The organism is Streptomyces sp. NPDC001108, from assembly GCF_053598535.1.
This window is the reverse complement of record NZ_JBSFKL010000002.1, coordinates 792,366-811,325: the sequence shown is the minus strand read 5'-3', so window position 1 is coordinate 811,325 and position 18,960 is coordinate 792,366. Positions and strand designations below refer to the sequence as shown.

Sequence of the window (18,960 nt, the reverse complement as noted above, 5' to 3'; positions counted from 1 at the left end):
CGCGCCCCTGGCCCCCTGCGATAACCAGCCGGGTCGGGGGCGCGGTTCGTTCGAGAGGAAAGCTCAGCTCCCATGGCGAAGATCCTGAAGTTCGACGAGGACGCCCGTCGCGCCCTCGAGCGCGGCGTCAACAAGCTTGCCGACACGGTCAAGGTGACGATCGGCCCCAAGGGCCGCAACGTCGTCATCGACAAGAAGTTCGGTGCCCCCACCATCACCAACGACGGTGTCACCATCGCGCGCGAGGTCGAGCTCGACGACCCGTACGAGAACCTCGGTGCCCAGCTGGTGAAGGAGGTCGCCACCAAGACCAACGACATCGCGGGTGACGGCACCACCACCGCCACCGTGCTCGCCCAGGCGCTCGTCCGCGAGGGTCTGCGCAACGTCGCCGCCGGTGCCTCCCCGGCCGCCCTGAAGAAGGGCATCGACGCCGCGGTCAAGGCCGTGTCCGAGGAGCTCCTCGCGACCGCCCGCCCGATCGAGGACAAGACCGACATCGCCGCCGTGGCCGCGCTCTCCGCGCAGGACCCGCAGGTCGGCGAGCTCATCGCGGACGCGATGGACAAGGTCGGCAAGGACGGCGTCATCACCGTCGAGGAGTCCAACACCTTCGGTCTGGACCTCGACTTCACCGAGGGCATGGCCTTCGACAAGGGCTACCTGTCCCCGTACATGGTGACCGACCAGGAGCGTATGGAGGCCGTCCTCGACGACCCGTACATCCTCGTCCACCAGGGCAAGATCGGCTCCATCCAGGAGCTGCTCCCGCTGCTGGAGAAGGTCATCCAGGCCGGTGGCTCCAAGCCGCTGCTGATCATCGCCGAGGACGTCGAGGGCGAGGCGCTGTCGACCCTCGTCGTCAACAAGATCCGTGGCACCTTCAACGCCGTCGCCGTGAAGGCCCCCGGCTTCGGTGACCGCCGCAAGGCCATGCTCGGCGACATCGCCACCCTCACCGGTGCGACCGTCATCGCCGAGGAGGTCGGCCTCAAGCTCGACCAGGCCGGTCTGGACGTGCTGGGCACCGCCCGCCGCGTGACCGTCTCCAAGGACGACACGACGATCGTGGACGGCGGCGGCGAGCCCGGCGACGTCAAGGGCCGGGTCAACCAGATCAAGGCCGAGATCGAGTCCACGGACTCCGACTGGGACCGCGAGAAGCTCCAGGAGCGCCTCGCGAAGCTGGCCGGCGGCGTCTGCGTGATCCGCGTCGGTGCCGCCACCGAGGTGGAGCTCAAGGAGAAGAAGCACCGTCTGGAGGACGCCATCTCCGCGACCCGCGCCGCGGTCGAGGAGGGCATCGTCTCCGGTGGTGGCTCCGCCATCGTCCACGCCGTCAAGGTCCTGGACGGCGACCTCGGCAAGTCCGGCGACGAGGCCACCGGTGTCGCGGTCGTGCGCCGCGCCGCGGTCGAGCCGCTGCGCTGGATCGCCGAGAACGCCGGCCTGGAGGGCTACGTCATCACCTCCAAGGTCGCCGAGCTGGAGAAGGGCCAGGGCTTCAACGCCGCCACCGGCGAGTACGGCGACCTGGTGAAGGCCGGCGTCATCGACCCGGTCAAGGTCACCCGCTCCGCCCTGGAGAACGCCGCGTCCATCGCGTCGCTGCTGCTCACGACCGAGACCCTGGTCGTCGAGAAGCCGGCCGAGGAAGAGGCCGAGGCCGGCCACGGCGGTCACGGCCACTCCCACTGACGCACCGCCGTCGGGCAGGCGCACAGCCGCGGAAGGCCCCCTGTCCCACCGTTTCGACGGTGGGACAGGGGGCCTTTCGGTGTTCGTTCCGCGCCGGTGGCCTCAGGCCGAGCGGCCGAGGCTGCCGGAGTGCACCGGGTCCGCGAAGGGCAGCCCGGCCGTGAAGCGCTCCAGCTCGTCCAGTGCCTGATCGGCCATCCGGTGCAGCTCGCCGCCGAGCGAGCCCGCGACGTGCGGGGTCAGCAGCACGTTCGGCAGCTCGTACAACGGCGAGTCGGGGGCGGGCAGTTCGGGGTCGGTCACGTCCAGCACCGCCCGCAGCCGCCCGGACGTCAGCTCCGCCAGCAGTGCCTCCTCGTCGACCAGCGAGCCCCGGGAGGTGTTGATCAGGGTCGCCCCGGTCGCCATGGCGGCCAGCTGCGCCGCGCCGATCAGATGACGGGTCTCCGGCAGCTGCGGGGCGTGCACCGAGACCACGGAGCTGCGCGCGCACAGCTCGTCCAGCGGGACGGGCCGCACCCCGAGCCGCGCCGCCTCCGCGCCGTCCACGAACGGGTCGTACAGCAGGACGTCCAGGTCGAAGGGGCGCAGCAGCTCGATCACCCGGCGGCCGATGCGGGAGGCGCCGACGATGCCGACGGTGCGGCGGTAGTTCCCGGCGCCGTCGAGCTCCGCGAGCCAGTCGTGGCCGGTGCGCAGCTCGCGGTAGCGGCGCGCGGTGTGCAGGACGCGTTTTCCGGCGAAGAGGATCGCGGCGAGGGTGAACTCGGCGACGGGGAGGGCGTTGGCCCCGGCCGCCGAGGTGACGGCGATGCCGCGTTCCCAGCAGGCGTCCGTGATGTGGTGCTTCACGGATCCGGCGGCGTGCACGACGGCGCGCAGTCTGGGCGCGGCGGCCAGTACCCCGGGGGTGAGCGGGGTCGCGCCCCAGCAGGTGAGGAGCACCTCGGCCTCGGCGAGCGCGGCGGCCACCTCGGGCGTCGGCGCGGCCAGGTCGTGGGCGACGAGGTGCGGGTCGGTGCGGGTGAGCGTGGCCAGCCGGGTGCGGTGCCGGTCGGTGAGGAGGCGGTCGGCGATGCCGGGCCCCATCGCGAGCAGGGCCGTCGGCCGGTTGTCAGTGGCGTGGGGCATGGTGGAACACGTACTCCTCGGGGCTCGCGACGGGGTCACTTGACGCTGCCGGCGGTCAGTCCGGCCTTCCAGTGCCGCTGGAGCGAGACGAAGGCGACGATCAGGGGGACGACGGCGAGGAGGGAGCCGGTGACGACGAGCGGGTAGAAGCTCGGCTCGCCGTGGGTGTTGGTGTTCCAGGAGTACAGGCCGAGGCTCAGTGGGAAGAGCTTGCGGTCCGAGAGCATCACCAGGGGGAGGAAGAAGTTGTTCCAGATCGCGGTGAACTGGAAGAGGAAGACCGTCACGAAGCCCGGCATGACCATGCGCAGCCCGATCGACCAGAAGACGCGCAGCTCGCCGGCCCCGTCGATACGGGCGGCCTCCAGGGCCTCGTTCGGTATGTAGCCGGTGCTGAAGACCCGGGCGAGATAGACGCCGAAGGGGTTGACCAGCACGGGTATCAGCACGGACCAGTAGGTGTTGACCAGGCCGGTCTTGGAGGCCAGCAGGTACATCGGCAGGGCGAGCGCCGTGGTGGGCACCAGCACCCCCATCAGCACCAGCCCGAACAGCTTCTCCTTGCCCCGGAACTCGTACTTGTCGAAGGCGTACCCGGCGGCGACGCAGATCAGCGAGCAGACGAGCGCCCCGCCGCCCGCGTACAGGAGGCTGTTGAGGTACCAGCGGAAGTAGATGCCGTCGCCGTAGGAGGCCAGGTTCGACAGGTTCTCGCCGAGGTTGAAGCCCTCGAAGGAGAACGCGTTGCCCGCGAGCAGCCCGCCGGTGTCCTTGGTGGCGGCCGTGACCAGCCAGACGAGGGGGAAGAGCATGTAGACGACGGCGAGCAGGAGGAAGCCGTTGACGGCGGTCTTCGACATCCAGCGGCCGCGGGAGGCGGGGGAGTTCATGCTTTCTTGCCCTTCCGGCCGGTGAAGCGGGTGACGACGAAGGACAGCAGCGCGGCCGTGAGCGCCAGCAGGATGGAGGCGGCCGCGGCGAGGCCGTAGTCATTGCGCTCGAAGGCCGCGGTGTACGCGTACATGTTCGGCGTCCAGGTGGAGGAGACGGCCGAGCCGGTCCCCTTGTTGAGGATCAGCGGCTCGGTGAACAGCTGGAGCGAGCCGATGACCGTGAACAGCGCGACCATCACCAGGGAGGAGCGGATCAGCGGGACCTTGATGGAGAGCGCGGTGCGCCAGGCGCCGGCCCCGTCGACGGTGGCCGCTTCGAGCACCGAGCGGTCGATGGCCTGCAACGCGGCGTAGAAGATCACCATGTTGTAGCCGAGCCACTCCCACAGGGCGATGTTGACGATGGAGGGGAGGGCGCCGTCGGGGGAGAAGAAGTCGAAGCCGATCCCGCCGGACTCCATGGCGCTCACCACCGGGCTGAGCTGCGGGGTGTAGAGGTACACCCAGATCAGCGCGGCGATGATGCCGGGCACGGCGTGCGGCAGGAAGAGCGCGAGCTGGAAGAAGCGGCGGGCGCGGGCCAGCGTGGAGTCCAGCAGCAGGGCCAGGGCGAGGGCTCCGACGAGCAGCAGCGGAATGTAGAACAGGCAGTATCCGAGGAGTACGCCGAAGCCCTCGCGGAACGCCCGGTCGCCCAGAGCCGCCGCGTAGTTGTCGAGTCCGCTGAAGACGGTCTCGGTGCCGCCGAAGCCCAGGCCGGACTGCTTCTCGGTGAACAGGCTGAGCCAGACCGCGTATCCGATCGGCACCACCATGCACGCGGTGAACAGTACGAAGAAGGGCCCCAGCAGGATGGCGGCGGCTCTGGTCGTCCGGGCGCGCTTCATCAGCCTGCGTCCTCGACCTTCAGCCCGCGCTTCTTCAGCTCGTCGACCGTGGCGTCGTGCCCGGCCTTCACGGCGTCCTTGATGGTGGTCCCGCCGCTGGCGACCTTGCCGAACTGGTCCTTGATGACGGTGTTCGACGTGCCGGTCGCCGGGCCCCAGGCCCAGTTCTGGCCGATCGACGTGGCGGCGCCCTCGAACACCTGGTAGATGTCCTCGCCGCCGTAGAAACCGGCGTCGAAGGACTTCTCGGCGACCGGGCGCAGCGACGCGGCGGCCGGGAAGGCGCTGGAGGTGCCGGACTCGATGCGGGCCTTGATGCCTTCCTCGGTGGTCGACATCCAGGTGGCGAACTCGACCGCTGCCTTCGCCTTCTTGCTCGTCTTGGTCACGGCGAAGGTGGAGCCGCCGAGCATGCCGCTGGCGGGCTTCCCGTCCCAGCTCGGCATCGGGGCCACGGCCCATTTGCCGCTCTGCTCGGGCAGCGTGCCCTTGAGGACACCGGCGCCCCAGGCGGCGCCCAGGTAGCCGACGGTGCCGCCGCTCTTGAGGGAGTTGGTCCACTCGGGGCTGAACGAGGCGTTGGAGCGGATCAGGTCGTCGTCGAGGAGGCCCTGCCAGTAGTCGGCGACCTTGTTGGTGGCCGCGTCGGCGGTGCTGATCTTCCAGGTGTCGCCCTCGGGCTTGTACCACTGGGCGCCGGCCTGCCAGGCCATCGCCTGGAAGGTGGTCGGGTCGTCGGGGAAGAAGGTGCCGATCCGGGCCTTCTTGTCGGCCTTCTTGATCTTCTCGGCGGCCTTGCGGAACTCGTCCCAGGTCTTGGGGACCTCGACGCCGTACTTCTCGAACAGGTCCTTGCGGTAGTAGAAGGACTGCGGCGAGGCGTCGAACGGGACGGCCCAGTTCTTGCCGCCGAGGGTGGTCAGCTCGACCGCCTGCGGGAGCAGCTTCTTGCGGATGTCCTCGGTGAAGTACGCGCCGATGTCCTGGAGCGCGCCCTGGCTGACGTACTCGGGAAGCTGCGGGTACTCGATGGAGACCAGGTCGGGGGCGTTGCCGGCCTTCACCGCGTTGGAGATCTTGGCGTAGCCGCCCGCGTTGCCGGACGGGATCTCCTCGTACACCACCTTGATGTTCTTGTGCGAGGCGTTGAAGGCGTCGACGACCTCCTTGGACCCCTTGGCCCAGCCCCAGAAGGTGATGCTGACGGGCTTTCCGTCGCTTCCGGCGGCTGCGTCGTCGTCCCCGCTGCCGCCGCAGGCCGTGAGAAGGGCGAGGGCGGTGGCGGTGCCGACGACGGCGAGGGACGTTCTGCTCGTACTGCGGCTCACAGCGAGGCTCCTGAACTGGCGGCAACATTGGCGTTGGCGGTGATCCTTGGACCAGCCGTGACCGAAGTCAAGAGCGAAAGATCGATTGATCGAAAAAAGATCAGACAAGTTACGTACGGATAGGGTGCGGAATACCCTGCGGAGCCGGGAATCGGCACCCGGGTCCGCATGGGGTCCGCTCGTACGGTTACGGGTGGTTGCGCGCCCCGCAGGAGTCCCGCACCCGCAGTTGCGGCAGCAGCGTCAGATGGCGCCGGGGCGCGCCCGCGCCCTGTCCCAGCCGTTCCACCAGCAGCTCCGTCGCATGGCGGCCCACGTCGCGCTTGGGCGGCGCCACCGCCGTCAGCGGGGTGTCCGCCAGCGCGGCCACCTCGTCGTCGTAGGCGATCAGCGCCAGGTCGTCCGGGACCCGTACGCCCAGCTCGGCCAGGCGCTGCACCACCTGGATCGCGTCCACGTCGTTGTGGACCAGCGCGGCCGTCGCCACCCCGGAGAGCACCGCCTCGCGCAGCGCCCGTACGGCCTGCTCGAAGGCGTCCGGGAAGAGCTCGGACGGCACGGAGTCGATCACGGCCTGCGGGGCGCGCAGCCCGTGCGCCGCCAGGGCCTCCGCGTACCCGGAACGCACCGCGACGGCGGTCGGGGAGTCCGCGCGGGCCATCAGGAGCGGCGCCCCGTGCCCGAGCCGGACGAGATGGCGCACCGCCAGCAGCACCCCGTACGCGTGGTCCGAGCAGACCCGGTCCAGGCCGTCCAGCGGGGAGCCCGCGGCGGGCCGGCGCTCCAGCAGCACCGTCGGCGCGGGCAGCGAGGCGATCCAGTCGCCGAACGCGGCGGGGTCGCCCGGGTCCTGCCAGCCGGGCGCCACCAGCAGCCCCTCGGCGCCCGCCGAGAGCAGCCCCTCGGTGCGCGCCTGGTCCTCCTGCGGCCGGTAGTCGGAGATCCGCAGGACGAGCCGGGCGCCGGCCCGCGCGGCGGCCTCGTGGGCGCCCCGGATGACCTCGGCGAAGTAGTACGTCGAGGAGGGCGCGAGCATGCCGAGGACCGGCCCGCCGCCCCCCGGGCCGGAGCCCGCGCCCGGCCCGGCCGCCGGACCCGCGGCGTCCTGCGGCCAGGAGACCGACCCGTGCACCCGGTCCAGGAGCCCCCGGCCGGCCAGCTCCTCGACGTCCCGCCGCGCGGTGACCGGGGAGACGCCCAGCAGGGTGGCCAGGTCCGAGACCCGGGCCGAGCCCCGCTCCCGTACGAGTCCGAGCAGGCGGTCATGACGTTCGGCAGCACTTTCGCGCACGGCAGCAGTCCCCTCGCAGTTGTGGCCCGTCGCAGGTGGGGCCCGGTCCGAGGGGGTGCCCGACACCCCCGGGGTCCCGGCCGGGGCCGGTGTCCGACCCTAAACCAAGAATGATCGAACGACGGGAGTTTCGATCATTCGGGCGAGATGCATTGACGTTCGATCAAACCGAGTTCAGGATTCCGGCGGTACGGGCCGGCCCCCGCCATCGACTGTTCACTCCCCCCGCCCCTTCGTACGGAGGAATTGTGAGACATCGCATCACCGCCGCCGCGCTCGCGGCCCTGACCACCGCCGGAGCGCTGACCGCCGCGGGCCAGACCGCGGCGCAGGCGGCGCCCGCCGCCCGTACCTTCCACGTCGACTGCGCCGCCGACCCGGCCGGCGCCACCGGCAGCGCGAAGCACCCCTGGACCTCGCTCGCCGAGGCCAACGCCCACCCCTACGGCCCGGGCGACCGGCTGCTCTTCAAGCGCGGCAGCACCTGCGAAGGCACCCTCGCCCCGACCGGCGGCGGCTCCGCCCGCGCCCCCTTCACCATCGCCGACTACGGCCCCGGCCCGGCCCGCGCCCGGCTCGACGGCAAGGGCGCCCACGACGTCGTCCTGCTCGCCAACACGCAGTACGTGCACCTCAAGGCGCTGGAGATCACCAACGCCGACAACCCCGGCAGCGAGCGCAACGGCGTCCGCCTCCGCCTCACCGACTACGGCGTCGCCCGCGGCTTCGACCTCTCCGGCCTCTACATCCACGACGTGCGCGGCGGCGACTCCAAGACGCTCTCCGGCTCCAGCGCGATCCACATCGCCGTCGAGGGCACCGCCAGGGCGAGCTGGTACGACGGCCTGGACATCGGCCACAACCGCATCGAGGACGTCGACCGCGAGGGCATCTACTTCAAGTCGACCTTCTCCAAGCGCGACCTGGTCGGCGACCAGCAGGACCCGAAGGCGTACCCGGGGGAGTGGACGCCGAGCACCCGGGTCCGCGTCCACCACAACACGCTGAAGTCGCTGGCCGGCGACGGCATGAAGCTGGACACCACCAGCGGCGCCCGCGTCGACCACAACCGGGTCGACGGCTTCCAGCTCCGCTCGCCCTCCGCCAACGCGGGCATCTGGACCTTCAACACCGACGACACCACCGTCGAGCACAACGAGGTCTCCGGCGGCGGCAACACCCACGACGGGATGTCCTTCGACGCCGACGGCGCCTCCCGCAACACCGTCTTCCAGTACAACTACAGCCACGACAACAAGGGCGGCTTCCTGCTGATCTGCCCGTACAGCGGCGCCAAGACCATCGGCACGGTCGCCCGCTACAACGTCAGCCGCGACGACGGCGCCCGCCTCATCCAGAACTGCTGGGGCCCGATCCTCGACACCCGGATCTACAACAACACCTTCCACAACAAGGAGCAGATCCCCGGCTACCTCGTCCAGGACGACGCGGGCAGCCCCGGGACCACCCAGCACGAACTGGCCGTCCGCAACAACGTCTTCGTGAGCGAGGGAACCGGCGGCTACGCCTTCAAGAACCCGACCGCCGGACTCACCTTCGACCACAACGTCTTCCACGGCATCGCGATGACCCGCCCGAACCCCGGCGGCATCACCGCCGACCCGAAGCTCCTGGGCGACTTCCGGCTCGGCGCCGGCTCGCCCGCCCTCGCCGCCGGAGCCGTCATCGAGGACAACGGCGGCAAGGACTACTTCGGCAACCCGCTGAAGCCCGGAGCCCCCAACATCGGCGCCTACGGGGGACGCGGCGTGCGCTGAGGAAGAACCGGGCGCCACGGAGCCGACGAGCATCACGGAGCCGACGAGCGCGCGCCGGGAAGCAGGTGAGCACTCACCCGGAAGCGGGTGGGTGCTCACCGGCGCGTGGGTGAGCACTCACTGCGGACCGTACTTGCGGCCCGTCCTGGAGGTGACGCCTCCGAGCAGGCCGCGGGGCGTCACCTTCACCAGCCCCATCAGCGCCTTGTAGCGCGGGTCCGGGACCGAGAGCGACTTCCCGCGCGCCAGGTCCGTCAGCGCCGCGTCCACCAGCTTGTCCGCGTCGAGCCACATCCAGCCCGGGATGTTGCCGGTGCCCATTCCGGCCCGCTCGTGGAACTCCGTCCGCACGAACCCCGGGCACAGCGCCATCAGCCGCACCCCCGAACCGGCCAGGTCCTTGGCCGCGCCCTGGGTGAACTGCACGACCCACGCCTTGGACGCGCCGTACGTCCCGCGCGGTACGAAGGCCGCCACCGAGGCCACGTTGACCACCCCGCCGCGCCGGCGCTCGCGCATCGTGGCCGCCGCCGCCGAGGTCAGCCGCAGCACCGCCTCGCAGTGCACCTTCAGCATCTTCAGCTCGTCGGCCATGGGCACGTCCAGATACTGGCCCTTGTTGCCGAACCCGGCGTTGTTGACCAGCAGATCCACCGGGTGCCGACGGTCCGTCAGCCGCTCCTCGACCGAGGCGATCCCGTCGTCCTCGGAGAGATCGGCCCGCAGGACGTCGGCCTCGATGCCGTGCCGGTCGTGCAGCTCGGTCGCCTGCTCGCGCAGCCGGTCCTTGTCGCGCGCCACCAGCACCAGGTTGTGCCCGTCGGCCGCGAGCCGCCGCGCGAAGGCGGCACCGATCCCCGCGGTCGCTCCCGTAATCAGTGCAGTCGTCATACGCGGCACGTTAACGCCTGTCCGGTACGCGTCGACCGGCTGTCCACGGGCGGCCGCCGCGCACGACGGGGGCGGCCGCCCGTACGGGCGGTCAGGCGCCGGCCGGGTTCGCGGCAACGTACTCCCGCGCCGCCCGCGCCGCCTCGGGGTGCAGCGCCTCCCCGGCCGCGAGCAGTCCCGGCAGCAGCTCCCGCCGGGTGGTCGAGGCCAGGAACTCCCGCTCCACGGTGACGTCGTGGTCCGGACGGTGCACGATCTCGACCGGGTCACCGGCCCGGACCGCACCCGGCGCTATCACCCGGAGGTAGGCCCCCGGCGCCGCCGCCCGGGTGAACCGCTTGACCCAGCGCGGCTCGTCGAGATGGCCCGCGAACGTACGACACGGAATCCGACCCGACGTCACCTCAAGCACCAGGTCCGGGCCGATCCGCCAGCGTTCGCCGATCAGAGCGCGGCTCACCTCCACCCCACGGGTCGTCAGGTTCTCGCCGAAGGCGCCGTTGGCCAGCGGCCGGCCCAGCTCCCGCTCCCAGACGTCCAGCTCCTCCCGGGCGAAGGCGTACACCGCCTGGTCGGAGCCGCCGTGATGGCGCAGATCGCACACCGCGTCGCCGGCCACCCCGCTGCCGCCGGTGCCCTTGGGCCCGGGATCACTGATGTGCACCGGCCCGTCGACGGGCCGCTTGTCCATACCCGTCAGACCGCCGGGGGCATCGCTGTACGGAACGGCCGCCGGCCGTCCCGCGTTCACGGTCAGCAGCGTCGGCCGGGTGGGTTCCATGGATGTCATGCCGGGCACGCTAGCCGCCACGCCCTCAAAGGTGCACCCCGATATCGACGAGGAAGCCCTAAGTGTCGCTTATGGTTGAAGGGTGATCGAAGCCCGTCATCTCCGTGTCCTGCGCGCCGTGGCCGCCACCGGATCGTTCTCCGCCGCCGCCCGTGAGCTGGGCTGCACCCAGCCCGCGGTCAGTCAGCAGATGAAGGCCCTGGAGGGCTCCACGGGCACCCCGCTGCTGATCCGTACCGGCCGCGAGATGCGGCTCACCCAGGCGGGCGAGGCGCTCGTCCGGCATGCCTCCGGCATCCTCGCCGGGCTCACCGCGGCCGAGGAGGAGGTCGCCGCCATCGCCGGGCTGCGGGCCGGCCGGGTCCGGCTCGTCTCGTTCCCCAGCGGCAGCTCCACCCTGGTGCCCGGCGCGCTCGCCGCGCTGCGCGAGGCCCACCCCGGCACCCGGGTCTCCCTCGTGGAGGCCGAGCCGCCGCGCTCGGTCGAGATGCTGCGCGAGGGCGACTGCGACATCGCGCTCGCCTTCCGCTACGGCGCGAGCTGCGGCGAATGGGGCGACCTGGTGGTCCGCCCGCTCCTCGCCGACCGGCTGATCGGCCTGGTCCCCGAGGGGCACCGGCTGGCGGACAAGGACGCGGTGGGCATCGCCGAGCTGGCCGACGAGTCGTGGATCGCGGGCTGTCCGCGCTGCCGCCGCCAGCTCGTGGAGGTCTGCGAGGCTTCCGGCTTCACCCCCCGGATCGACTTCGCCACCGACGACTACCCGGCGGTGGTCGGCCTGGTCGGCGCCGGGCTCGGCGTGGCCGTGCTGCCGGAGCTGGCGATCGAGTCGGTACGCCCCAAGGGGGCGCGCACCGTGGCGGTGGAGCCCGCCATCGAACGGGAGATCGTCGCGCTGACCCTGCCCGACCTGGCCCAGGTCCCGGCGGTGGCGGCCACTCTCGACCGGCTGGCCCTGGCCGCCGCCCGCTGAGCGGCGCGCCGGCGCAGCGTGGTCCGGTCCCGGTCCGAGCGGGCCGGGGCTGTGTGAGGAAACGTTTCTGTGTGCGGGTGGCCGGTGCCGGGATCAGCCGTGCGCCGACGGGGACGGTAGGCCCGAGGAGGCCGCCGCCGGGACCAGGCGGCTGCGGGCCCGGCCCATGAGTTCTTCGCGTTCGTCCTCGGTCAGGCCGCCCCACACGCCGTAGGGCTCGCGTACCGCCAGGGCGTGGGCCGCGCACTCGGCACGCACCGGGCACCGCATGCAGACCTCCTTCGCCGAGTTCTCGCGGGCGCTGCGGGCCGCCCCGCGTTCGCCCTCGGGATGGAAGAAGAGTGAGCTGTCGACCCCGCGGCAGGCCGCCAGCAGCTGCCAGTCCCACAGATCGGCGTTGGGTCCGGGAAGGCGGGAGAAATCTGCCATTGCTTGTCCCCTCGAAACCGTGCTGAGTCGGAAACGTCGTTGTGGTCCGTCGTCGACTGTGCCCACGACCGTACATCTACGGTGTAAGTAGATGTAAATATGACTGATTGCGAATCTATCCACAGACACCAGCAAAAGGGAAGAAAACCCGCTAAATGGGGCATACCTAGCCATGAAGTTTCGGTTGCGGGTTGAATGAACCGCGTCGCTCTCCTCCGTGTACGCGCCCTCACGTAGAGTGCCGAACTCGGTTGCCCACCCCGTAACTCTTTCGAGTGACCGTCGTTGAGAAGGCTGAGGCGGTTGACGGAAAAGCGATCGGGCAGGTGTCCGAGAGTGTCGACCGCACAGGTGACGACTTGTTACAGCCTGGAGGCTCAAGGTGACGCGCATCAGCTGCGGAGGACGGTCATGACATCCGTCCTCGTCTGCGACGACTCCCCGCTTGCCCGAGAAGCGCTCCGTCGCGCGGTCGCGACCGTGCCCGGGGTCGAGCGGGTCACGACGGCGGCCAACGGCGAGGAAGTCCTCCGCCGCTGGGGCGCCGACCGTTCGGATCTGATTCTGATGGACGTACGCATGCCCGGTCTCGGGGGTGTGGAGACGGTGCGGCGGCTGCTCTCCGCCGACCCCGGCGCCAGGATCATCATGCTGACCGTCGCCGAGGACCTGGACGGGGTCGCGCTCGCGGTCGCCGCCGGTGCCCGCGGCTATCTGCACAAGGACGCCTCCCGGGCGGAGCTGCGTGCCACGGTCACCCAGGCGCTGGCCGATCCGACGTGGCGGCTCGCCCCGCGCCGGCTGCGGTCGGCCGAGATGGGTGCCGCGCCCACGCTCACCGCGCGGGAGATCCAGGTGCTCGAAGGCATGAGCCACGGCCGCTCCAACGCGGAGATCGGCCGCGAGCTGTTCCTCTCGGAGGACACGGTGAAGACGCATGCCAGGCGGCTGTTCAAGAAGCTCGGCGCCTCGGACCGGGCGCACGCGGTGGCCCTCGGCTTCCGCTGGGGCCTGGTCCGCTGAGGTCCGGCCGCGGCCGGCGGCCGGCCGTGTCCCCGTCCGCGTACCGGCGGGCGGGGCGACGCGACCGGTCGGCGCCGCACGGGTTCCGCGCCGGCCGCGGAGCCCGTCGCGCCGCCGGTATGTGACGCTTCCCGGCCGATGCCGCATCCTTGAGACGTGGAGTTCCTCGGGAACGATTCGGTCGAGCGGAAGGGGAGGGCGCAGGACATGACTTCCGGCGCACCCGCTCATAACGCTTCGGTGCACAACTCCGGACGCGGCGGCACGGACGACGCGGCTCCGAGGCACCATGGTCCGATGCGCGACGACGAGACGACGGGGATCGGCGCCCTGGTGCACCGCGCCGTCGAGGGCGACGCGCAGGCCACGCACGACCTGCTGGCCCATGTCCACCCGCTCGCGCTGCGCTACTGCCGGTCGCGGCTGAACCGGCTGCCCGGTGACGCCCGCCACTTCGTCGAGGACCTGGCGCAGGAGGTCTGTGTGGCGGTGCTGATGGCGCTGCCCCGCTACAAGGACACCGGCAGGCCCTTCGAGGCGTTCGTGTTCGCCATCGCGGGCCACAAGGTCGCCGACCTCCAACGGGCCGCCATGCGGCACCCGGGGTCGACGGCCGTGCCGTCCGACGAGATGCCCGAGCGGCCGGACGACTCGCTCGGGCCCGAGGAGCGCGCCCTGCTCAGCAGCGACGCGGCCTGGGCCAAGAAGCTCCTCGCCAACCTTCCGGACAACCAGCGCGAGCTGCTCGTCCTCCGGGTCGCCGTGGGGCTGACCGCCGAGGAGACCGGGCAGATGCTGGGCATGTCCCCGGGCGCGGTCCGGGTCGCCCAGCACCGGGCCCTGAGCAGACTGCGGGCCCTCGCCGAGCAGTAGCGGAAGCGGCCGAGCCGGGTCCGGGCCGGTACGGGGGTTCGCGGTGCGGGGCCGTGGCGACCCCGTACGAAGCTACAGAACCTCCAGGTGATCTTGTTCGTGGAATGAGACGCGTCCGAAGGCCGTTAGCATGGACATCCGCACCGATCAAGGCCATTTGGGGAAGGTGTCATGACTGCAAACGTCGACGGAGTGCCCGAGAAATTCGCGACGCTCGGGCTGACATACGACGACGTGCTGCTGCTGCCCGGCGCATCCGAAGTGCTGCCCAACGCGGTCGACACCTCGTCCCGGATCTCCCGCAACGTGCGGGTGAACATCCCGCTGCTCTCGGCGGCGATGGACAAGGTCACCGAGTCCCGCATGGCGATCGCCATGGCGCGGCAGGGCGGCGTCGGCGTGCTGCACCGCAACCTGTCCATCGAGGACCAGGTCAACCAGGTCGACCTCGTGAAGCGCTCCGAGTCCGGCATGGTGACCGACCCGATCACCGTCCACCCGGACGCGACGCTGGCCGAGGCCGACGCGCTGTGCGCCAAGTTCCGCATCAGCGGCGTCCCGGTCACCGACCCCGCGGGCAAGCTGCTCGGCATCGTCACCAACCGCGACATGGCCTTCGAGACCGACCGCGGCCGCCAGGTGCGCGAGGTCATGACGCCGATGCCGCTGGTCACCGGCAAGGTGGGCATCTCCGGCGTGGACGCCATGGAGCTGCTGCGCCGCCACAAGATCGAGAAGCTTCCGCTGGTCGACGACACGGGCGTGCTCAAGGGCCTCATCACGGTCAAGGACTTCGTGAAGGCCGAGCAGTACCCGAACGCGGCCAAGGACTCCGAGGGCCGCCTCCTCGTCGGCGCGGCCGTCGGTGCCAGCCCCGAGGCTCTGGAGCGCGCCCAGGCGCTGGCCGGGGCGGGCGTCGACTTCCTCATCGTCGACACCTCGCACGGCCACAACAGCAACGCGCTGAACTGGATGGCGAAGATCAAGTCCAGCGTCGGCGTCGACGTCATCGGCGGCAACGTCGCGACGCGCGACGGCGCCCAGGCCCTGATCGACGCCGGTGTCGACGGCGTGAAGGTCGGCGTGGGCCCCGGCTCGATCTGCACCACCCGCGTGGTAGCCGGCATCGGCGTCCCGCAGGTCACCGCGATCTACGAGGCCGCCCTCGCCGCCCGCGCGGCCGGCGTCCCGGTCATCGGCGACGGCGGCCTGCAGTACTCCGGCGACATCGGCAAGGCGCTCGCCGCCGGTGCCGACACGGTCATGCTGGGCAGCCTCCTCGCGGGCTGCGAGGAGTCCCCGGGCGAGCTGCTCTTCATCAACGGCAAGCAGTTCAAGTCGTACCGGGGGATGGGCTCGCTCGGCGCGATGCAGAGCCGCGGCCAGGGCCGCTCGTACTCCAAGGACCGCTACTTCCAGGCCGACGTGGCCTCGGACGACAAGCTCGTGCCCGAGGGCATCGAGGGCCAGGTGCCCTACCGGGGTCCGCTCGCCAACGTGCTGCACCAGCTCGTCGGCGGTCTGCGCCAGACCATGGGCTACGTGGGCGCCGCCTCCGTCGACGAGATGGAGACCAAGGGCCGCTTCGTCCGGATCACGTCCGCGGGTCTCAAGGAGAGCCACCCGCACGACATCCAGATGACGGTCGAGGCGCCGAACTACAGCAGGAAGTAACGCGCCGACGCAGCCGAGGGGCGGCCGGGGTTCTCCCCGGACCGCCCCTCAGTCGTGTGTCGGGGATACTGGACAGCGCAGACGTAGAGGGAAAGGCCACACCATCGTGACTGAGATCGAGATCGGGCGCGGCAAGCGCGGCCGCCGGGCGTACGCATTCGACGACATCGCCGTCGTGCCGAGCCGTCGCACCCGCGACCCGAAGGAGGTCTCGATCGCCTGGCAGATCGACGCCTACCGCTTCGAGCTTCCGTTCCTGGCCGCTCCCATGGACTCGGTGGTCTCCCCGCAGACCGCGATCCGCATCGGCGAGATGGGCGGCCTCGGCGTCCTCAACCTGGAAGGGCTGTGGACCCGGCACGCCGACCCGCAGCCGCTGCTCGACGAGATCGCCGAGATGCCCGTCGAGTCGGCCACCCGCCGCCTCCAGGAGATCTACTCCGCGCCGATCCAGGAGGAGCTGATCGGGCAGCGCATCAAGGAGGTGCGCGACGCCGGTGTGGTCACCGCCGCCGCGCTCTCCCCGCAGCGCACCGCGCAGTTCTCCAAGGCCGTCGTCGACGCGGGCGTGGACATCTTCGTGATCCGCGGTACGACGGTCTCCGCCGAGCACGTCTCGGGCGCCGCCGAGCCGCTCAACCTGAAGCAGTTCATCTACGAGCTGGACGTCCCGGTGATCGTCGGCGGCTGCGCCACGTACACCGCGGCCCTGCACCTGATGCGGACCGGCGCGGCCGGGGTGCTCGTCGGCTTCGGCGGCGGCGCCGCGCACACCACGCGCAACGTCTTCGGCATCCAGGTCCCGATGGCGACCGCGGTCGCCGACGTGGCCGGTGCCCGCCGCGACTACATGGACGAGTCCGGCGGCCGGTACGTGCACGTGATCGCGGACGGCGGCGTCGGCTGGTCGGGCGACCTGCCCAAGGCCATCGCCTGCGGCGCGGACGCCGTGATGATGGGCTCCCCGCTGGCCCGTGCCACGGACGCGCCGGGCCGGGGCCGCCACTGGGGCATGGAGGCCGTCCACGAGGACGTGCCGCGCGGCAAGCTGGTGGACCTGGGCTCGGTCGGCACCACCGAGGAGGTCCTGACCGGTCCCTCGCACACCCCCGACGGCTCGATGAACATCTTCGGCGCGCTGCGCCGGGCGATGGCGACGACGGGCTACAGCGACCTCAAGGAGTTCCAGCGCGTCGAGGTCACGGTGGCGGACTCGCAGCACCGCCGCTGATTCCTTCACGTACGACGGGAGGGCCCGGACCGCGCACGACGTGCGGTCCGGGCCCTCCCGTTCGCTGTGCGGTCAGCCCGCGGCCTTCTTGCTGCCGGAGAACGCGGCGACGGCCGCGATGGCGAAGAAGACGTATGTCAGGAAGTTCGAGTCGGCCTTCCACGCCTCGTTCAGCAGGCCGAAGTGGTCGAAGAACAGCTCGGAGACGGTGACCGGGAGCTTCTTGGCGGCGATCGTCGCCTCGCCGAGGAGCTGGCCGAAGTAGACGGCGACCAGCGACAGCACGGCGCTGACGACCGGCAGGGCGGGGTTGCGCCCGCCGACCTTGCCGGAGGCGAAGCCGACGAGGAAGCCGACGCCCACGGCCGCGTAGCCGATCTCGCGCTCGATGGCGCCGATCAGGACGCCGTAGAGGGCACCGGCGACCACGGCCGCGACGACCGCGGCGGCCAGGCCGAGGCCGACGTTGTCGCGGACCGGGGCCGGCGGCGGGGCGTACGGGGCGCCGCCGAACGGGGCGCCCTGCTGGCCGCCCGCGAACGGGTTGCCGGACGGGGCGGCCGGCGGCTGACCCTGCTGGCCCTGCTGGCCGGCGAACGGGTTGCCGCCGCCGGGCTGGGCGTCGTGGGGCTGCTGAGGCGGCGGCACGGACTGGCTCATGGTGGGATCCCCCCTGGCTGAAACGCACCTGTGTGCGATGAGTGACGCCGCAGGCTAGCAGCCGTCTGTGACATCGCCCACCGAAATCGGGGGAGCGGGATCCCTCAGAGCCGGTGTGCCGCCCCCGCCGGGGTCGCGCCGCGGGTGTCCAGGAGGAGCTGGGCCTTCACCGCGAGCCCCTGGAGGTCGTAGGTCCGGTGGTGCTGGAGCAGCACCGTGAGGTCGGCGCCGGCCGCCGCCTCGTACAGCGAGTCGGCGCGCGGGACCGGCAGCTCGCGGACCCGCCAGTCGTGGACGTACGGGTCGTGGTAACCGATCTGGGCGCCCATGTCCATCAGCCGGTTCGCGATCTCCCGGGCCGGGGCGCCCTCCTGGTCGGCCAGGTCGGGCTTGTACGTGACCCCGAGCAGCAGCACCCGGGCGCCGCGCACGGACTTGCCGTGCTCGTTCAGCAGGGTGGCGCAGCGCTGGATCACGTACCGGGGCATCCGGTCGTTGATCTCCTGGGCCAGCGAGACCATCCGCAGCGGGTGACCGGGGGTGCGGGTGTGGTACGGGAGGTAGCCGGGGTCCACGGGGGCGCCGTGGCCGCCGACGCCGGGGCCGGGCCGGAAGGGCTGGAAGCCGAAGGGCTTGGTCTCGGCGCACCGGATGACGTCCCACAGATCGACCCCGAGGTCGTGGCAGAGCACCGCCATCTCGTTGACCAGGGCGATGTTGACGTGCCGGAAGTTGGTCTCCAGGACCTTGGTCATCTCGGCCTCGCGCGGTCCGCGGGCGCGGACGACCTTGTCGGTGAGCCGGTTGTAGAAGGCGGCGGCCGATTCGGTGCAGGCGGGGGTGAGGCCGCCGATGACCTTGGGGGTGTTGGCGTAGCCGTGGGTCCGGCTGCCTGGGTCGAGGCGGCCGGGGGAGCAGGCGAGGTGGAAGTCGCGGCCGGCCCGCAGCCCGGAGCCCTCTTCGAGCAGCGGGCGCAGGTAGTCCTCGGTGGTGCCCGGCGGCACGGCCGACTCCAGCAGGACGGTGGTGTGCGGGCGCAGCCGGGCGGCGAGCGCGCGGGCCGCGTCGCCGACGGCGGTCAGGTCGAGGGAGTGGTCGGCGCCGAGCGGGGTGGGCGCGCAGATCACCGCGGTACGGACCCGGCCCAGCTCGGCGGGGTCGGTGGTGGGCCGGAAGCCCCGTGAGAGCATCCGGCGGATCTCGGAGGCGGTGAGCGACCCCTCGACGGGGGTGCGGCCCGCGGCGAGTTCGGTGCAGGCGCGCGGGTCGATGTCGTAGCCGACGGTCTGCACGCCCGCGGTGACGGCGGCCTGGGCGAGCGGCAGGCCGAGGTGGCCGAGTCCGATGACTGCGAGGTCTGCGGGCATGAGGACGGCCGTCCTTCCCGGTCGGTCTATGACATGAGGGCAG

General features: G+C 71.4%; 17 protein-coding genes. 7 read left to right on the top strand and 10 right to left on the bottom strand.

Annotated features, from left to right (window positions below; all coding sequences use genetic code 11):
- Positions 1-72 precede the first annotated feature (72 nt).
- Entirely contained in the window at positions 73-1,698 is a 1,626-nt protein-coding gene (gene groL, locus ACWC97_RS08355) for a chaperonin GroEL (protein WP_352273604.1), read from the top strand.
- Between the two features lie 102 nt (positions 1,699-1,800).
- Here the strand turns inward: groL and ACWC97_RS08350 are convergent, their stop codons facing one another.
- The 5 genes from ACWC97_RS08350 to ACWC97_RS08330 all read right to left on the bottom strand — a co-directional run bounded on the left by ACWC97_RS08350 (position 1,801) and on the right by ACWC97_RS08330 (position 7,228).
- On the bottom strand, positions 1,801-2,829 hold the full coding sequence (locus tag ACWC97_RS08350; protein WP_450648149.1) for a hydroxyacid dehydrogenase: 1,029 nt from the start codon (positions 2,827-2,829) through the stop codon (positions 1,801-1,803).
- 35 nt (positions 2,830-2,864) lie between these two features.
- Complete coding sequence (locus ACWC97_RS08345) at positions 2,865-3,719, bottom strand: carbohydrate ABC transporter permease (protein ID WP_352273602.1); 855 nt, start codon at positions 3,717-3,719, stop codon at positions 2,865-2,867.
- Complete coding sequence (locus ACWC97_RS08340; RefSeq protein ID WP_352273601.1) at positions 3,716-4,609, bottom strand: carbohydrate ABC transporter permease; 894 nt, start codon at positions 4,607-4,609, stop codon at positions 3,716-3,718. The genes ACWC97_RS08345 and ACWC97_RS08340 overlap by 4 nt, the downstream gene beginning before the upstream one ends.
- Positions 4,609-5,937 carry an ABC transporter substrate-binding protein gene (locus ACWC97_RS08335; protein WP_450648146.1) on the bottom strand — a complete coding sequence of 443 codons (1,329 nt, stop codon included), beginning with the start codon at positions 5,935-5,937 and terminating at the stop codon, positions 4,609-4,611. The genes ACWC97_RS08340 and ACWC97_RS08335 overlap by 1 nt, the downstream gene beginning before the upstream one ends.
- A gap of 187 nt (positions 5,938-6,124) precedes the next feature.
- Complete coding sequence (locus ACWC97_RS08330; protein WP_352273599.1) at positions 6,125-7,228, bottom strand: substrate-binding domain-containing protein; 1,104 nt, start codon at positions 7,226-7,228, stop codon at positions 6,125-6,127.
- 248 nt (positions 7,229-7,476) lie between these two features.
- Here ACWC97_RS08330 and ACWC97_RS08325 point away from each other — a divergent pair, with 248 nt between their 5' ends.
- On the top strand, positions 7,477-9,006 hold the full coding sequence (locus tag ACWC97_RS08325) for a right-handed parallel beta-helix repeat-containing protein (protein ID WP_450648143.1): 1,530 nt from the start codon (positions 7,477-7,479) through the stop codon (positions 9,004-9,006).
- A 117-nt stretch (positions 9,007-9,123) separates the two neighbouring features.
- Here the strand turns inward: ACWC97_RS08325 and ACWC97_RS08320 are convergent, their stop codons facing one another.
- Both ACWC97_RS08320 and ACWC97_RS08315 read right to left on the bottom strand, forming a co-directional pair.
- Entirely contained in the window at positions 9,124-9,897 is a 774-nt protein-coding gene (locus ACWC97_RS08320) for an SDR family NAD(P)-dependent oxidoreductase (RefSeq protein ID WP_352273597.1), read from the bottom strand.
- A gap of 91 nt (positions 9,898-9,988) precedes the next feature.
- Complete coding sequence (locus ACWC97_RS08315) at positions 9,989-10,687, bottom strand: MOSC domain-containing protein (protein ID WP_450648141.1); 699 nt, start codon at positions 10,685-10,687, stop codon at positions 9,989-9,991.
- A gap of 82 nt (positions 10,688-10,769) precedes the next feature.
- Here ACWC97_RS08315 and ACWC97_RS08310 point away from each other — a divergent pair, with 82 nt between their 5' ends.
- On the top strand, positions 10,770-11,660 hold the full coding sequence (locus ACWC97_RS08310) for a LysR family transcriptional regulator (protein ID WP_385208350.1): 891 nt from the start codon (positions 10,770-10,772) through the stop codon (positions 11,658-11,660).
- Between the two features lie 93 nt (positions 11,661-11,753).
- On the opposite strand, the gene ACWC97_RS08305 is transcribed toward ACWC97_RS08310, so the two are convergent.
- Positions 11,754-12,089 carry a WhiB family transcriptional regulator gene (locus ACWC97_RS08305; protein ID WP_450648139.1) on the bottom strand — a complete coding sequence of 112 codons (336 nt, stop codon included), beginning with the start codon at positions 12,087-12,089 and terminating at the stop codon, positions 11,754-11,756.
- A 411-nt stretch (positions 12,090-12,500) separates the two neighbouring features.
- Here ACWC97_RS08305 and ACWC97_RS08300 point away from each other — a divergent pair, with 411 nt between their 5' ends.
- The 4 genes from ACWC97_RS08300 to ACWC97_RS08285 all read left to right on the top strand — a co-directional run bounded on the left by ACWC97_RS08300 (position 12,501) and on the right by ACWC97_RS08285 (position 16,890).
- Positions 12,501-13,112: a response regulator transcription factor gene (locus tag ACWC97_RS08300; RefSeq protein ID WP_003948568.1), complete on the top strand. Its 612-nt coding sequence runs from the start codon at positions 12,501-12,503 to the stop codon at positions 13,110-13,112.
- Between the two features lie 297 nt (positions 13,113-13,409).
- On the top strand, positions 13,410-13,985 hold the full coding sequence (locus tag ACWC97_RS08295; protein WP_072486721.1) for a sigma-70 family RNA polymerase sigma factor: 576 nt from the start codon (positions 13,410-13,412) through the stop codon (positions 13,983-13,985).
- Positions 13,986-14,156: 171 nt separating this feature from the next.
- A complete protein-coding gene (gene guaB, locus ACWC97_RS08290) occupies positions 14,157-15,659 on the top strand; it encodes an IMP dehydrogenase (RefSeq protein ID WP_352273593.1) in 1,503 nt (500 codons plus the stop codon).
- A 106-nt stretch (positions 15,660-15,765) separates the two neighbouring features.
- Entirely contained in the window at positions 15,766-16,890 is a 1,125-nt protein-coding gene (locus ACWC97_RS08285) for a GuaB3 family IMP dehydrogenase-related protein (protein ID WP_352273592.1), read from the top strand.
- Positions 16,891-16,962: 72 nt separating this feature from the next.
- Here the strand turns inward: ACWC97_RS08285 and ACWC97_RS08280 are convergent, their stop codons facing one another.
- Together ACWC97_RS08280 and ACWC97_RS08275 are read right to left on the bottom strand one after the other, a co-directional pair.
- Positions 16,963-17,550: a hypothetical protein gene (locus tag ACWC97_RS08280; RefSeq protein WP_450648136.1), complete on the bottom strand. Its 588-nt coding sequence runs from the start codon at positions 17,548-17,550 to the stop codon at positions 16,963-16,965.
- A 104-nt stretch (positions 17,551-17,654) separates the two neighbouring features.
- Entirely contained in the window at positions 17,655-18,917 is a 1,263-nt protein-coding gene (locus tag ACWC97_RS08275; RefSeq protein ID WP_352273590.1) for a nucleotide sugar dehydrogenase, read from the bottom strand.
- Between the last annotated feature and the right edge of the window lie 43 nt (positions 18,918-18,960).

What these genes read in the sequence shown, in the direction of transcription:
- ACWC97_RS08350 (WP_450648149.1), bottom strand. Translation starts at nt 2,829, where the DNA reads ATGCCCCACGCCACTGACAACCGGCCGACGGCCCTGCTCGCGATGGGG.
- ACWC97_RS08275 (WP_352273590.1), bottom strand. Translation starts at nt 18,917, where the DNA reads ATGCCCGCAGACCTCGCAGTCATCGGACTCGGCCACCTCGGCCTGCCG.
- ACWC97_RS08300 (WP_003948568.1), top strand. Translation starts at nt 12,501, where the DNA reads ATGACATCCGTCCTCGTCTGCGACGACTCCCCGCTTGCCCGAGAAGCG.
- groL (WP_352273604.1), top strand. Translation starts at nt 73, where the DNA reads ATGGCGAAGATCCTGAAGTTCGACGAGGACGCCCGTCGCGCCCTCGAG.
- guaB (WP_352273593.1), top strand. Translation starts at nt 14,157, where the DNA reads ATGACTGCAAACGTCGACGGAGTGCCCGAGAAATTCGCGACGCTCGGG.
- ACWC97_RS08280 (WP_450648136.1), bottom strand. Translation starts at nt 17,550, where the DNA reads ATGAGCCAGTCCGTGCCGCCGCCTCAGCAGCCCCACGACGCCCAGCCC.
- ACWC97_RS08305 (WP_450648139.1), bottom strand. Translation starts at nt 12,089, where the DNA reads ATGGCAGATTTCTCCCGCCTTCCCGGACCCAACGCCGATCTGTGGGAC.
- ACWC97_RS08320 (WP_352273597.1), bottom strand. Translation starts at nt 9,897, where the DNA reads ATGACGACTGCACTGATTACGGGAGCGACCGCGGGGATCGGTGCCGCC.
- ACWC97_RS08340 (WP_352273601.1), bottom strand. Translation starts at nt 4,609, where the DNA reads ATGAAGCGCGCCCGGACGACCAGAGCCGCCGCCATCCTGCTGGGGCCC.
- ACWC97_RS08295 (WP_072486721.1), top strand. Translation starts at nt 13,410, where the DNA reads ATGCGCGACGACGAGACGACGGGGATCGGCGCCCTGGTGCACCGCGCC.
- ACWC97_RS08345 (WP_352273602.1), bottom strand. Translation starts at nt 3,719, where the DNA reads ATGAACTCCCCCGCCTCCCGCGGCCGCTGGATGTCGAAGACCGCCGTC.
- ACWC97_RS08315 (WP_450648141.1), bottom strand. Translation starts at nt 10,687, where the DNA reads ATGACATCCATGGAACCCACCCGGCCGACGCTGCTGACCGTGAACGCG.